Here is a 14,718-nt window from a genome sequence, read left to right as displayed (position 1 = left end):
TTTCAGATTAATTATTTAATAATACCTATTTTTTATTTCTAATGAACATTTGTATTGCAACCAGTTCATTCCCGATTAACCGCAAAGAGATATATCATCATTACATTGAGGATTTAATTAAAATTCTGCTTGAAAACACACACACGGTTACTATTCTAACTCAGGATAAAAAGGGTGAAAAAGAAAATTTGTTTTCCAATGTTGAAGTAATATGGTTTCCGTGGAAAATGACCGAGAAAAATGTATTGGCAGAAATTTCACTAAGAAAATATAAAAACATTATTTCAACATTTTCATTGCTGTTCAATGGAATTAAATATTGCAGGAAATTAACAAAAGAAAAAAATATTGATATTTTTATTTGTCATTGGATTATTCCTTCGGGATTTTATGTTTTTATAAAAAATATTTTTTTTGCGAGAACACCATATATATTGTGGTCACTTGGCTCCGATGTGTATAAGTATAAAAATAATATTTTTACCCGAATGATATTAAAATTCATTATTAATAATTCAAAAGCTGTTTTTGCTGATGGTTATGAATTATGTGAGATTATTAAAGAAATTTCAAAAAAAGATTGTCTGTTTCTGCCAACATTCCACGAAATTGAAGTACCTGAAAACATTGAACATTCCGAAAACAAAGAAAAACAAACTACTTCATTTCTTTATGTCGGACGTTTATCGCACGTAAAAGGTATTGATATATTAATTAATGCTTTTAAATATTTAAATAAAAATCATAATCCGAATTTTATATGCAATATAGTGGGTGATGGAGAATTACTGCAATCGCTCTCGGAAATGGTTAAGCATAACAATCTGGAAAATAAAATATTTTTTAAAGGCAGAATTGCTGATAATGGAAAACTTTCGGAATTTTTTTTGAACGCAGATTGTGTTTTGCTCCCATCACGTTCCGAAAGTATTCCTATTGTTCTGAGCGAAGCATTGCAATTTAATTTGCCGTTAATTGTAACTGATGTGGGTGATATGGGTAAAATTGTAAACGAAAATAATATTGGTTATGTTGTTCCTTCGCCTGAACATATATTATTTGCTGAAGCATTAGCAAGGTTTATAAAGAATCCTGTTCGTTTGGATAAAAATAAAACGAACGATATTACAAAAAAATTATTATTCAAATATAATTATCAATGTTTGCTGGATAGTTTAAATTTAATTGAAAATTAAAAAGAAATGAATTGCAAATTGAAAAAGGATAACTTTTATTTCTACTTTTCTACTTTCTGTATTATTGTTATCTTTGACTTTAAATGATACAAAATTGAAAAAGGTATTACATTTTTGCTTTTAAAATGAATTTTCTTTTTAGCAGTTTTTAAATGTTTGTTTTGTATACGGTATATTTAGTTAAGAAAAAATAATAAAAATGATGAAAGATGTTTTGTTAATCAGACCAAGGTTGGAGATTGTTGACTATGGCAGTGTGTCTCCGCCATTAAGTCTGGGATATTTGGCAGCAGCTTTAATAAAAAATAATATTTCTGTTGTAATAATTGACCAGGTAGCTCATAAATATACACAAAAAGACCTTCTGCAAAAAATCACCGAACTGTCACCAAAGATTATCGGGTTTGGAGCTTATACTCCCGAAATACTTTCAGTTTATGATGACGTTAATGCAATTAAAAATAAATTTCCTGATATTAAAATAATACTTGGCGGACCTCATCCTTCTGCTTTACCACAATTAACAATGCAGGAAAATAAGAATATCGACTTTATTGTTGCCGGTGAAGGAGAAATTACAATTGTTGAGCTTGCCAAAGCAATCATTAATAAACAAAATAGCTATGATGCAATAAATGGAATTTATTACAGAAATGGAAATGAAATAATTCACACATCTCCAAGAGAATTAATTAAAAATATTGACGAGATAAGCTTTCCTGAATATGACTTGCTTGATATGAATATGTACACATATTTTCAGAAGGAATTCAGTGGTTTGCGTTCAATGAATATGTTTACTTCCCGCGGTTGTCCTTTTCTTTGCACCTATTGCTCTCATGCTGTATTTAGCAGGTTAGTGAGGTATAGAAGTATAGATAATATAATGGATGAGATTTCAATATTATATAATAAATACGAAGTAAGGTCAATTTCTTTTGTGGATGATTGTTTTACACTTAAAAAAAGCAGAGTTATTGAAATATGCGACCAGATTATTAAAAATAATTTTAAAATAAAATGGTCGTGTTTATCTAATATAACAACCATAGATGAACCTTTGTTGAATAAAATGAAAGAGGCGGGTTGTTATAAAATTTCTTTCGGGGTAGAATCAGGCAACCAACAGTTACTTGATAACGTTCGTAAAAATCAAAATCTTAATCAGAGCAAAAATATTATTAAACTTACAAAAAAAACAGGTATTCAAACATTGGCTTTTTTCATGATTGGACTACCCGGTGAAACTAAAGCAACCGTAAAACAATCTAAGAAACTTGCAAAAAATATCAATCCCGATTTTATTTCAATTTCCATATTATGTCCATTACCCGGTTCTGATATTTATGCTGAGCACAATGATATTTTGCCTAAAAACTGGGCGAACTATCAGTTAACTGCTTTTGATAAATTGCCTGCTGCAACAGTTTCGAATTTATCCGTAGTTGAATTACAAAAAGAACTTAAACGTTTTTATAGAAACTTTTATCTTAGCCCTCAATATATTTTATCAAGTTTAAGAAAGGTTAAGAATCCTAAAGATATTTTCTTTTATATTAAAAAAGCTTTGAAAGTTGGTAAATATTGGATTTAAATAAAAGAAAATTTGGCTGATATGAAAATTTCTGTTGCTATTCCCACATATAAAAGAATCAATGATTTAAAAGAATGTTTAGATTCAATTCTAATACAAACAATATTACCTGTGGAGGTTATTGTTGTTGATAACGAAAATAGTCCGACAACAGAAGATGCAATAAATTTGGAAATTAAAAAGTTTGAATCAAAAGGTATAAAATTAAAATATATAGCTAATACAATTGAGAACAGTTTAACTGTTGCAAGAAATTTAGGAGTTAAAAATACCACTGGTGATATTGTATCATTTTTAGATGATGATATGGTCTTATACCCTGAATATTATCAGGAAATAACAAGGGTTTTTGCAATGTATCCGGACGCGCTCGGCGTTGCAGGATATCCTGTAATAGAATTTAAACAATATGAAAAAGCCGCACTTTTATTGATAAATATTATTTCCCGGTTATTTTACCAAAATTATTATTCAAATAACAAATTTAAACTAAATCCTTCACTTAATCCTTCAATGTTGCTACCAGGAGTCAAATATAAAAAAAATATTTTCGCAAACTGTCAATGGATATCGGGTGCATCAACAATTAAAAAAGAAGTTTTTAATGAATTTACTTACGACGAGATTTTAAAAAAATATTCATGGGGCGATGACCATGAATTTGGATATAGAATTTATAAAAAGTATCCGAATTCTTTATTTTTTAATTTGAATGCTAAATATATTCATAAAGTTACTCAAACTGGAAGGGCATCAAATAAAGTCAGTACTTACGGTATAGAAGTTTATCATTTATACCTTTTTTATAAAATAATGGATAATACAATAAAAAATAAAATAATATATGCTTGGAGCCGAATAGGTAAAATATTATTTAAAATAATATTTTTATTTTATTTTGGTAAAAGATATAGATATAGAAGAACTAATTTTATTGACATCATATACATCATTAAAGCATATTTTTATTGCTTTAAACATCTTGAGAAAATAAAAAAGGGAGATTTGGAATTTATTAACAAACAAATTATGAAACAATAAAATCAGGATGAGAAGAAGTAACAGCCTACCCAGAAATAAAATAACTGATAGAGTTAATATACTTCGAAATTATATTCGGGGAAAAACAGTTTTACATATTGGTTGTACAGATTCGCCTGAAACAAAAGAGAAAATAGAGAATCATTCGCTATTACATTATGATTTAGTAGAGGTCGCTAAAAATGTTTCTGGTATTGATATAGATGAAGAATCAATAAAAATAATGAGAAATAACGGAATTGATGATGTTTATTGTGAGGATATTTACAAGTTAAATGAAAATAAATTTATTAATGAGAATAAATTTGATTATATTATATTTTCTGAGGTTATTGAACATTTGCCAAATGCTGGGTTAGCATTAGAAATATTACATAAATTCATTGCAAACACCAATAAAGAAACAATTCTAATTATTACAGCACCCAATATTCATAATTTCTTTTTTAGAATTATTGAAATGCTGAAAAATAAAGAAAGCGTTCATCCCGACCATTATTGTTATTACAGCTACAGCACACTTTCAAAATTACTTAGGGATAGTGGTTTTGCAATTATAGATTCCAAGTATGTTCTTTATCGCAAAAAAAGTATTATTTATAAACCATTTCTTGGGATTATGAATCTTTTTACAAGCTCATTTATGCCGTATATTCTTTTTAAATGCAAAATCAAACAAACTAAAATTTAATGACATATTGTAATAAGAATCATGATAAAATCAAAATTTAAATATATTGGTATTATTATATCAATTCTGTCTTTAATATACATATATCATGTTATTAAGAATTCAAAGTTTGAAACAATTCCTTTTCATAAATATTCATTAATCTTATTAATAAGCACATTTTTTTTATTTTCAGTAATTAATATAATAAGTATTTTTATTTGTTCTATTATTTGGAAAATTATTTTGGAATTTATTAGTCGGAAAAAATTAAATAATAAGGAAATAATAAATGTATATTTAAAATCAAATATTTCAAAATATTTACCGGGAAATGTTATGCAATATGCAAGCAGAAATTTTTTAGGTGAAAAATTTGGTTGGGATAGGGAAAAAATCATATATAGTAGTGCATTAGAATTATTTCTTGGCACTTTATTTACTTTTATTCTTTTCATTATTTGTATTATTTTAACAGGCAAAGCCGATTTGAACAGGTTAAGCTTTTTAATAAATAAAAATTATATTTATTTATTTATATTTATAGCAATTATTTTTAATGCTGGTATCCTATTTTGGGGGCTGAAAAGCAAGAAATTATATTTGCTTTTTACAAAAACTAATTTCAGGGAAATTAAAAGGTTGCTATTAAAGTGCTTTTCGTTATATTTTGTTAATTCTGCTATCAATATCTTAATTGCCATCTGGGTCTTTTACTTATATTCAGAAACTTTTCTTTCGTTAAACAATATGATTTTAATTGCGGCATCAACTGTTATTGCCTATTTTGTGGGCTTTGTTGCAGTTGGTTCTCCAGCCGGTATAGGAGTCAGAGAATCTATTATGATTATTTTGCTGTCACCCATTTGCAATCCGGTTTCAATTTTAATTGCTTTGGCTGTTTTGCGGTTAACAAGTATAATTGGTGATGTATTGGCTTATTTTATTACAATATTTTTTTTTAGAAATAAATATCTCAAAATACACTAATTCTGATTTTTTATAAAATCCCTGAAGTATAAAAAGTGATTTGATAAATTGAAAAATTTCGAAAATGTATCATGGCTTTTCTTTGAGAATGATGGATATTTTTGTTTTATTTTATTAATTGCATTTGTTAACTCGTTTATGTTTTGTATAAAAACACCGCAGTTTTCGTTCTCAACAAATTCGCCTAATTCTTCATTCCCTACTATTATAACGGGAATGCCGCACCTTAAATATTCAACCATTTGTCCGCATGATTTGGAATAAAAATGATTATTTAATGTTTTTGGTCTGTTTCCGATTATTCCGATATCTGAATTTGAAATAATTTTTCGCATTTCAATAAATGAAGATTGAACTTCATGATAAAAAACTTTTTTGCTTGCCTTTTCTATCATCTCGCTCAGTTCATCAGAAATACGACCTAAAAAAGTTAAATTAATATTGTCTTTTGCTTTTAAGTATTCATCTAAAATATCATCGGAAAACCTTTCATTGCTTATAAATCCTATTTGGAGCAGATTTATAGTTTCAAAAAAATCTCTTTTTGATTTATCGAAAGCTATATTAATTGATGTATTATCAGTATTCAGTGAAACGGGAAAATAAAACTTTTTTATGTTATGAGTATTTAACACGGAATCAAGAACAGCTGCTCTTGCATGGTCTTGAATTATTATCAGGTCGAAATTTTGTATGTTTTTTTTGTTATTATTAATTATTTCACGAATATGTTTTGATTCTACGTATAACGGGTGGTCATTAGTTAAAATATCATGTGACCAAAAAAATAATTTTGTTTTGCCTTTAGTTCCTATGGTTTCGGATATATAATTAATTGCTGAATGGTCAATTACTATAATTATATCAAATATTTTGCTTTCGAGAATTTTCTTAATCTCACTTTTAATAGTATTAATTTTTAAATCACAGTTTTTAATAAATTTTATTTTTTTTAAAAAAGGAAGTCCTATTGTTTTTTCTGTTTTATAATAAGATAAAAATCCCCTGTCATCTTTTCCATAATAAACTAAGTCGAAGTCGTTACCAATTAAATTTAAAAACTCAAACAGATGAGGATACATCTGCTCGCAAAATACATTATAACCAATTACGAAAATTTTCTTTTTATTCATTATTTTTTATTTTCACTTATTTCAAATTTTTCATTTTTATTAAAAATTAATCTGCAATCAATTTTTTTTCGTTGTTCAGTAAAATAAACAACTTTTTTTTCTTCTCTGTTTACAAGTGGCGGATAATCTTTATTTACGGGTTTTGGAATATTTTCACACAGAGCTGCAATAATTGTGCTGTCGTTATTTTTTAACATGAACTCCGGTACTTCAATATAATTATCAACATAAATTATTTTTTCTCCTGTTTTTCTGGTTTCTGCTTTTTCTGAAATGGAAAATTTAATATCAGAATATGAATTTATCAGGAATAAGCTGAATTGCTGCTTTAATCCTAAGCAAACATAATCTTTCAGAAATCCGTTTTTATTGTAGCAAAACAGCCAGTACATGGGACCAACTCCATACACAATATCTTTTTGCTCCAGCAACCAAATAATGCCGATATAATCCGATGCAATATTAAATTTACCGATGCAAAAAAGTTTTCCGTTTTGTTCGGGAGAATAAATATATATTGGTTCATTAACTGTCCAATCAGTATTCCGCCATCGTTTATTTATTATTAATTGATTTGTGTCCACATCAAAAATTTCGTCGTAAGCATTTTTATAATTATTCAAAACCGATAATGGTCTTAATACAAAATCCCAGCAATTTCTTTTATTAATTAATGTTTTCTGATGAAGAATTTCAGATGTGGAATCTATAGGCAATTGGATTTCGGGGATTCCTTTCAGGAACGTATTCCACTTATTTTCCTGCCCTTTTGAGAGGACTGCTGAATAAAAGATAAATATTAAAATAGCTGATTTTTTCATTATTTTTTTAAGTTTTCTGAAAAATTTAAAAGGTTTTTAAAGCAAAAATCCACAAATTGAGGATATATTCTGCAAATGTCAATGCTATCTGATAATAAAACTTTGAGCATTCCTGATTTAAAACCAAATCTCATATCGGAAATCGAATCGCCTGCAATGATTGATTTCTTGAAATTTATTTCCGGAAATTCTTTCTTCGCTTTTAAAGCCATTCCAATATTGGGTTTACGGCAAAAATTATTTTCTTCGGCAACAGAGGTGCAAAAATATATTTTGTCAATTCTTCCATTTTGTTTTTCAATTTCATTGAGCATTTTTGAATGGATATCGTTCAGTGTATTTTCGCTCATTATACCTTTACCAACTCCCTGCTGATTTGTAACAATAATTATTTTTCCGAATATTTCAGAAAAAGTTTTTATTGCATCAATGCTGCCATCAATAAATTCAAATTCATTCCAACTTTTAACATAGTCATTTGGAATAAGCTTATTTATTACTCCATCTCTGTCGAGAAAAAGAGTCCATGACTTATCAATATTTAAGTTTTTTAAACTCAGTTTGAGCTTTTTCATAATCTTCGGGTATTCCAATATCTAAAAAATAATTTCGGGAAACAAAACCGTATATTTTTCTTTTGCTGCAAGATTTTTCGATATAATCTTTTTCAAAAGAAAATTTTCCGGATAAACCGGTATTTTTAAATTTTTTTTTATTCATTAAATAAATGCCTCCGTTAACAAATCCAGATTTTGCTTTTGTTTCTTTTTCGGAAAAGCTAAGTATTCGGTTTTGTTTGTCAATGTTGACTATTCCGTAACGCGAGACATTTTTAATAGATTTAAGAGCAATAGAAAGTTCGGCTTTGTTTTTTTTATGAAACGAAAAAAAATCCTTAAGATTAATGTTGAAAAATGAATCGCCGTTTAAAATAAGAACTTCATTGGTTTTTGAGTATTTCATTGCAAACGTAATTCCGCCGCCTGTTCCGAGTGCTTTCTTTTCTGTTGCATATTTGATATCAATGTTTTTGTATTTTTTTTCGAAATGCTTTTTTATTATTTCATGTTTATAACCAACTGAAAGAATTACATTTTTTATTTTATAATGAATTAGATAATCAAGAAGGTAATCAAGAAATGGTTTTGAATTAATCGGAGCCATTGGTTTAGGCACGTTACAAACAACTTTCTGAAGTCGTGTTCCGAAACCACCTGCCAGAATTATTGCGTCCATGAATTGTTGAATTGAAAATTATAATTTATTAGACATTATATAAGTTAACTTATTGCAAACAAATTTATGAAATATTGTGGCAAAACCGAAGTTGGAAGTTAGAAAAATCGCAAATTTCAAACATCCAACCTCTGATTTCCAACTTCGATTTTATTTATTTTTCTCGAACATTTGTTTTTCCACTATCTCACAAATTATGTGTCCGATTAAAATGTGAATTTCCTGTATTCTTGGTGTATCGCTTGAAGGAACATCAATTAAAAAATCACAGTATCTTTTCATCTTTCCTCCGTTTAATCCCGTAAAACCGACAGTTATCATTCCCTGTTGTTTTGCAAAGTCCAAAGCATTAATAATATTTATTGAATTTCCTGAGGTGGAAATACCAATTAAAACATCACCTTTATTTCCCTTAGCTTTAACTAAACGTGAAAAAATTTCATTAAAAGAATAATCATTTGCAACTGCAGTGAGATAAGAAGTATTTGTATGTAATGCTTCTGCATCAAGTGGTTTGCGGTCTAAATAAAACCTGCCTGATAATTCGGCAGCGAGATGTTGTGCGTCGGCAGCACTTCCGCCATTTCCGCAAAGAAGAACCTTGCCTCCGTTTTTATAACATTGAGTTATTGATTCTGCAATTTTCTCAATGTTGGCAACTGTTTTTTCATCATTGAGCAGCTTTTGCTTTAGCTCAACGGATTTGTTTATTATTTCTTTGATTGTTACTATAATATTTGTCATCTTAACTAGTTTAAAATAATACAAACGTAATTAATTTATTAATATTTTTTAAGGATTTTACTATTTTTAAATGAAAAATGAAAAAAAGTATATCAAACTTTTAACTTTTCTTTCACTAATGACAATTGACATAATGACTGTCTTAACGAAACTCCAAGTATAGAACTATAAATAATTTAAAAATTCACATAAATTCCAAAATTTTATTTAGGTTTGTGAAAAATTTTAATAAAGATGGCACATACCGAAACAAATACAAACCTCAGCTCCGAAGAAATCAAATTTAATGAATATATCACCCGAGGTGAAGATTTTTGCAAAATCGAAATATATCGTAATGCTAAAGAATGGTTTCATAAAGCACTTGAAATGAACATTAACAATCCTCTGGCAAAGGAAAAGATTGAAATGTGTGATAATAAAATCAAGCGTGAGAAAAAAATGATATTTTCAATAATTGCAGCAGCTATTCTGATTATCGCAATTGTGGTGGGATTGAAAATAATATAACCAGCATAAGTAAGATTTTTTTTAATCATAGCTTCGAGACACAAGCTATGAGCTACGAGAAAAAAGCTAAATTGCAATTAACAACAAACGGTTTATATTTTTTCAGAAAGCATTGAGTATTTCCTGTTTTTTCTGTTCGTATTCCGACTGTGATATCATGCCTGTTTCCTTTAATTTATAAAGTTTCTCGAGTTTTAGTGATTGCAGTTCAATTTCTCCTGCTTTTTCGCTGTTTTCGGGAGACATGCTGATTGAAGGTAAATTTTCTTTTTCGGAAATAAATTCTTTTTGCTCAAGTTCTTCTGAATATTTTTTTGCTATTTGCTTTTCTATTTCGTATTGCTCTTTATATTTTAACATTTTTCTGCGTGAAATAAAGAAAAATACGAGAAAAATTATTGCCAGTGCATCAGATGCTGCCGCTGCTATTATCATATAAATAATCCAGTTCCATTTTTTTCTAACATCATTTTTTAGTTCTGAATTATCTTTTAAAATGGTTTCAATTACCGAGCTGTCGGTTTTTATTTTTTGAATATCGTTTGAATATAAATCAATGATATCATTGTCCTGTGCAATAACTTCATCCATTTTTTCAATCAGGTCTTGCATTTTAGTACGACTCGAATCACTACCAAGTTGCTTTTCTGCTTGCTGGTAATTGCTGTAAGCAGAATCCCTTTGCTTGATGAGGGGTTCTGCCTGAGTTTGACACTGAATTTGATTTGCAAATGCAAAAAGTAATAACAAAAATAATATCTGATTTCTCATAAGAATTGGATTTAATATGATTACAAATTTAATATTTTTTGTTTTGACAATGAATAATAACATATTTTTGTTTCCGAATAATTAAATTATTTTATTTAAGTTTGCATAGATTGTTTGCTAAATACAGAGTTTATGCATAATGGAATTTTAAAGTCAGAATTTGCAAAGAATATTTCAAAATTAGTTGCAGGTGCGGCGATTGCTCAGGCAATTCCATTTTTTGTTGCTCCTGTTCTTACAAGAATTTATTCTCCTTCCGATTTTGGTTTTTTTTCAATTTTTATGTCAATTGCTGCGGGAATAACTGTGATTTGTACTGCTCGCTACGACCTTGCGATTGTTCTTCCCAAAAACAATGATGATGCTCAAAAACTAATAGCTCTGAGTTTTTTTATTTGTTTATTCGTTTCTTTTTTTTCTTTTATATTAATAACTATAATAATGTTTTTTGAAAATATACCTATTTATTTTTTTCTTGTTCCTTTATTCGTATTCACAATAGGATTTAACCAAATATTTATGTATTGGAACAACAGGATTAAACAATACAAGCAAATATCATCCAATAGAATAAATAATGCAATATATGGAAACGCGTCTATGCTGGGACTTGGCTTTTTAAAAACCGGCATTATAGGATTAATTATCGGCACTTATATAGGTGTAATTATTTCAACATTTGTATTTGTAAGAAAGGACTTAAAACAATTATTTAAGAATATAAGAGCATTTAAATATTCAGAAATAAAAAAAATTGCCATACATTATAAAGATATGCCTAAAACAAATATAATACAAGCTGTAATTGACATGTACCAGTTAAACGGATTAGTATATTTAATTCCATTTTTTTTTAGTTCAACAATTCTCGGATTATATTCATTTGGAATGAGAATTTTACAGGCGCCTGTAAGCCTTATTGGTTCATCGATAGCTCAGGTATTTTATCAGAATGCCTCAGAAAAATATAATAATAATGAAAATATTTATTCTCTTGTAAAAGGAACAGTTAAAAAAGCAGCTATAATTGCATTGCCTTTGCCAATATTGCTTTTGTTTGCGGGTGAAGATTTATTTGCTTTTGTGTTTAGCGAAAAATGGCGTGTGGCTGGATTGTATGCGAAAATTTTATCCCCGTGGATTTATTTTGACTTTATTAGAATGACGATTTCTCAAACTCCCATAATATTAAATAAACAAAAACAACTTGCTTCTATATCTGTTTTCGGGAGTTTAATTATTACGCTATCTGTCTTGTATGCCGGAATAATTGAAAAAAACATAATAATTGGTTTTTATTCAATTTCAATTTTATTTTCTTTGCTCAATATTTTTATTATATACTGGATTTGCATAATTACTAAACGAAATTTAAAAACAAAAAATTAGAGAAATGAAAATTGTTTTTTTAAATTTACAAAATGATAAAAATAGAATTATTATATTAAACCTGCTTGTTTTTTTTATTTTCGAAACTTTATTTATTAGTTTAAGAACTCTTGTTATTGGTTCTGAAGCATCAAGTTCTACTTTTGCTTTCTTTATTTCAAGCTTGCCTGATATTTTAATGTTTTATCTTTTAATTTTAGTTGTTTTAAAAAATAAAGAGAAACTTAAATATTCATTTTTTACAATTTACGACAAATTAATTCTACTTTATATTATTACGAATATTTTATTGGGAACATTTCTTGCTCATAACCTAATCGTATCACTTTATGCAATCAGAATGACATACTATCCCATGCTTTTTTATTTTGTTGCACGAGTTGGATTTAATACAAATGAGAAAAGCTTTGATGATTGCTCCAAATATTTGGTGAATTGGTATTTGATAGTATCAGTTATCGGATTAATAATTTATTTTTTCTTTCCTGCTATTGATAAATACATGACACTTGAAGCTACAGGAATTGAAGGTGTTTATTATATTAAACGCATTGGTTCATTGTATTGGTCTCCTGTTATATTTGGTGCATTTACGACTTTTGGTGCTATTTATATTTATTTTAAAATTCTACAAAAAGAAACCATTTCTCGATATATAATATATTCTGTTTTTTGGTGTTGTATTTTCCTTACCGTATCGAGAGGAGCAAATATTACATTTTATTTGGGCTGGATTATTTTAACAATAGTAACAAAAAAATATCTCTGTTTTTTAAAAACCTTATTATCAATGATGGTTGTTTTTTTTATACTTTGGATTCAGAACCATGATATGTATAAGGTTTTGTTTTTTATTGGAGATTCGACTGTAGATACAGTGTTTTTAAAAAAAGGACTTACCCGTGTTGACTTGTGGCTTGCAGCTTTTAATGATTTTGTTAGAAATCCCATGGGTTACGGGTTAGGTAAAGCCGGCCATGTTGCTGTCAGATTTTTTGGTAGTTTTTCAAAAGAAGCTGCAACATATTCTACTGATGGGTGGTATTTGAAATTGGCAAATGAAACGGGAGTTTGGGGATTAGTGAGTTATGCTACGATAAGTTTAACTTTCTTAATAAATTCCATCAAATTTTTAAAAGCTAACAAAAACACTTTTCTTATGTTTATGTTTATTTTATTTATTATGATTGCAGCTCAAAATGTTGTCAGTAATATACTTGATTTTTATTCGTTTTCTTGCTTGTATTGGTTGTTAATAGGGTTTTCACAAAATATTTTAATAAATGGAAGAAGTTGAAACTGTTGATTTATCAATAGTAATTGTAAGTTATAATGTAAAAGATTATTTAATTAAATGTCTTGATTCTATTTATAAATATATAAGTAATTCCATTAACTTTGAGATAATAGTTGTTGACAATAATTCAAAAGACACTAGCCCTGATATTATTGAAGAAAAATTTAATAAGACAATATTGATAAAAAATAATTATAATGCGGGATTTCCTGCCGCAAATAATCAGGCATTTAAAATTGCAAAAGGAAATTTTATTTTAATGCTTAATCCCGATACTGAATTATTTGATGATTCGGTAAATAAATTATTTTTATATATAAAAAGTAACACGGACATTTCAATTATTGGTCCTAAAATTCTTAATACAGATGGTTCTCTTCAGCAGTCAATGTGGAGGTTCCCTACTATCAAACACATATTCGCCGAAAGTTTTTACCTGAAAAATTTAATTAAAGATAAATATTATAAAGATATTAATCAAATCATAGATGTTAATTCATTATCCGGCGCTGTATTAATGTTCAGAAAAGAATTATTTAATATAATTGGAATGTTAGATGAAAATTTATTCTGGATTGAAGATGTTGATTTTTGTTATAGAACAAGGCAAAGTAATCACAGGGTAGTGTATTATCCCGAAGCACAAATTCTGCATCACATTGGACAAAGTGCAAAAAAAAATTACAATGTTTCAATATATAACCAGATTTTTAATAAAATAAATTTTTTTAAAAAGCATAATTCTACGTTTCAATATTTTATTGTTTGGGTTATTAGTTTTATTCATGTTTTTTATAAAATCATTTTATTCTTTCTGATAGCATTATTTAAAAATATTTATTATAAAAAAGCAAAAGCATATTTGTTTACTTTTAAGTTTTTTTTAAGAATAATTTATAGATTTGTTTAATCTTTATTTATTGATAAAAAAGCAAAAATGAAATTATTAATAACCGGTGCTACTGGTTTTATTGGTCAGCATTTATTCGAAGATATTTTTTTTACAAAAAATAATATCGAAGTAAGAATATTATCAAGAAATATTAATCCGGTTTTGAGATTTTCGCAGAAAGTAGAAATATATAAAGGTGATTTATCTGAAATTTCAACTATTGATAATGCATTTTCTGGAGTTGATATTTTAATTAATCTTGCCGCAGAAATTAAAGATAAAGTGAAATTTGAATCAACGAATATTCTTGGAACAAAGAATATAATATCACTTGTGAAAAAACATAAGATACAAAAAATAATACATCTGAGCAGCGTTGGAGTTGTTGGCGCACAGTACAGTCAGATTCCTATAGAAGTTGCAGAAAATACGGA

General features: G+C 27.7%; 16 protein-coding genes. 10 read left to right on the top strand and 6 right to left on the bottom strand.

The window, feature by feature from the left end; all coding sequences use genetic code 11:
- Window positions 1–41 precede the first annotated feature (41 nt).
- The 5 genes from WC223_00750 (at window position 42) to WC223_00730 (ending at window position 5,491) form a co-directional block, all read left to right on the top strand.
- Complete coding sequence (locus tag WC223_00750) at window positions 42–1,196, top strand: glycosyltransferase (GenBank protein MFA6922757.1); 1,155 nt, start codon at window positions 42–44, stop codon at window positions 1,194–1,196.
- A 199-nt stretch (window positions 1,197–1,395) separates the two neighbouring features.
- The gene (locus WC223_00745; protein ID MFA6922756.1) at window positions 1,396–2,790 is read left to right on the top strand and encodes a radical SAM protein; all 1,395 of its coding nucleotides are present in this window, start codon (window positions 1,396–1,398) and stop codon (window positions 2,788–2,790) included.
- A 21-nt stretch (window positions 2,791–2,811) separates the two neighbouring features.
- Window positions 2,812–3,831: a glycosyltransferase gene (locus WC223_00740; protein ID MFA6922755.1), complete on the top strand. Its 1,020-nt coding sequence runs from the start codon at window positions 2,812–2,814 to the stop codon at window positions 3,829–3,831.
- Window positions 3,832–3,838: 7 nt separating this feature from the next.
- Window positions 3,839–4,522 (top strand): methyltransferase domain-containing protein, encoded by a 684-nt coding sequence (locus tag WC223_00735; GenBank protein ID MFA6922754.1) that lies wholly within the window; start codon window positions 3,839–3,841, stop codon window positions 4,520–4,522.
- A 21-nt stretch (window positions 4,523–4,543) separates the two neighbouring features.
- Window positions 4,544–5,491, top strand: a complete 948-nt coding sequence (locus WC223_00730; protein ID MFA6922753.1) for a hypothetical protein — start codon at window positions 4,544–4,546, stop codon at window positions 5,489–5,491.
- Here the strand turns inward: WC223_00730 and WC223_00725 are convergent.
- The 5 genes from WC223_00725 to gmhA all read right to left on the bottom strand — a co-directional run bounded on the left by WC223_00725 (window position 5,488) and on the right by gmhA (window position 9,425).
- Complete coding sequence (locus WC223_00725) at window positions 5,488–6,624, bottom strand: hypothetical protein (GenBank protein MFA6922752.1); 1,137 nt, start codon at window positions 6,622–6,624, stop codon at window positions 5,488–5,490. The genes WC223_00730 and WC223_00725 overlap by 4 nt on opposite strands.
- On the bottom strand, window positions 6,624–7,445 hold the full coding sequence (locus WC223_00720; protein MFA6922751.1) for a hypothetical protein: 822 nt from the start codon (window positions 7,443–7,445) through the stop codon (window positions 6,624–6,626). The genes WC223_00725 and WC223_00720 overlap by 1 nt, the downstream gene beginning before the upstream one ends.
- Entirely contained in the window at window positions 7,445–8,020 is a 576-nt protein-coding gene (locus WC223_00715) for an HAD-IIIA family hydrolase (protein ID MFA6922750.1), read from the bottom strand. The genes WC223_00720 and WC223_00715 overlap by 1 nt, the downstream gene beginning before the upstream one ends.
- Complete coding sequence (locus tag WC223_00710) at window positions 7,980–8,681, bottom strand: nucleotidyltransferase family protein (protein ID MFA6922749.1); 702 nt, start codon at window positions 8,679–8,681, stop codon at window positions 7,980–7,982. The genes WC223_00715 and WC223_00710 overlap by 41 nt, the downstream gene beginning before the upstream one ends.
- A 150-nt stretch (window positions 8,682–8,831) precedes the next feature.
- Window positions 8,832–9,425, bottom strand: a complete 594-nt coding sequence (gmhA, locus tag WC223_00705) for a D-sedoheptulose 7-phosphate isomerase (GenBank protein ID MFA6922748.1) — start codon at window positions 9,423–9,425, stop codon at window positions 8,832–8,834.
- A 234-nt stretch (window positions 9,426–9,659) separates the two neighbouring features.
- On the opposite strand from gmhA, the gene WC223_00700 reads away from it, so the two are divergent.
- Window positions 9,660–9,935, top strand: coding sequence for a hypothetical protein (locus WC223_00700; GenBank protein MFA6922747.1), 276 nt, complete (start codon window positions 9,660–9,662; stop codon window positions 9,933–9,935).
- A 102-nt stretch (window positions 9,936–10,037) separates the two neighbouring features.
- Here the strand turns inward: WC223_00700 and WC223_00695 are convergent, their stop codons facing one another.
- Window positions 10,038–10,706: a hypothetical protein gene (locus WC223_00695; protein ID MFA6922746.1), complete on the bottom strand. Its 669-nt coding sequence runs from the start codon at window positions 10,704–10,706 to the stop codon at window positions 10,038–10,040.
- Between the two features lie 132 nt (window positions 10,707–10,838).
- Between WC223_00695 and WC223_00690 the strand changes: the two genes are divergently transcribed.
- The 4 genes from WC223_00690 to WC223_00675 all read left to right on the top strand — a co-directional run.
- Window positions 10,839–12,095 carry an oligosaccharide flippase family protein gene (locus WC223_00690; protein ID MFA6922745.1) on the top strand — a complete coding sequence of 419 codons (1,257 nt, stop codon included), beginning with the start codon at window positions 10,839–10,841 and terminating at the stop codon, window positions 12,093–12,095.
- A 4-nt stretch (window positions 12,096–12,099) separates the two neighbouring features.
- Window positions 12,100–13,392 carry a hypothetical protein gene (locus WC223_00685; GenBank protein MFA6922744.1) on the top strand — a complete coding sequence of 431 codons (1,293 nt, stop codon included), beginning with the start codon at window positions 12,100–12,102 and terminating at the stop codon, window positions 13,390–13,392.
- Window positions 13,379–14,302, top strand: a complete 924-nt coding sequence (locus WC223_00680) for a glycosyltransferase family 2 protein (protein MFA6922743.1) — start codon at window positions 13,379–13,381, stop codon at window positions 14,300–14,302. Before WC223_00685 ends, WC223_00680 begins: the two co-directional genes overlap by 14 nt.
- 27 nt (window positions 14,303–14,329) lie before the next feature.
- Window positions 14,330–14,718: NAD(P)-dependent oxidoreductase (locus WC223_00675; protein MFA6922742.1), on the top strand; the 389-nt coding region annotated here is incomplete at its 3' end.

This window comes from Bacteroidales bacterium (assembly GCA_041671145.1).
Taxonomy (GTDB): domain Bacteria; phylum Bacteroidota; class Bacteroidia; order Bacteroidales; family JAHJDW01; genus JAQUPB01.
The sequence above is the reverse complement of the archived record's forward strand: the minus strand, read 5'-3'. Positions and strand labels throughout refer to the sequence as shown.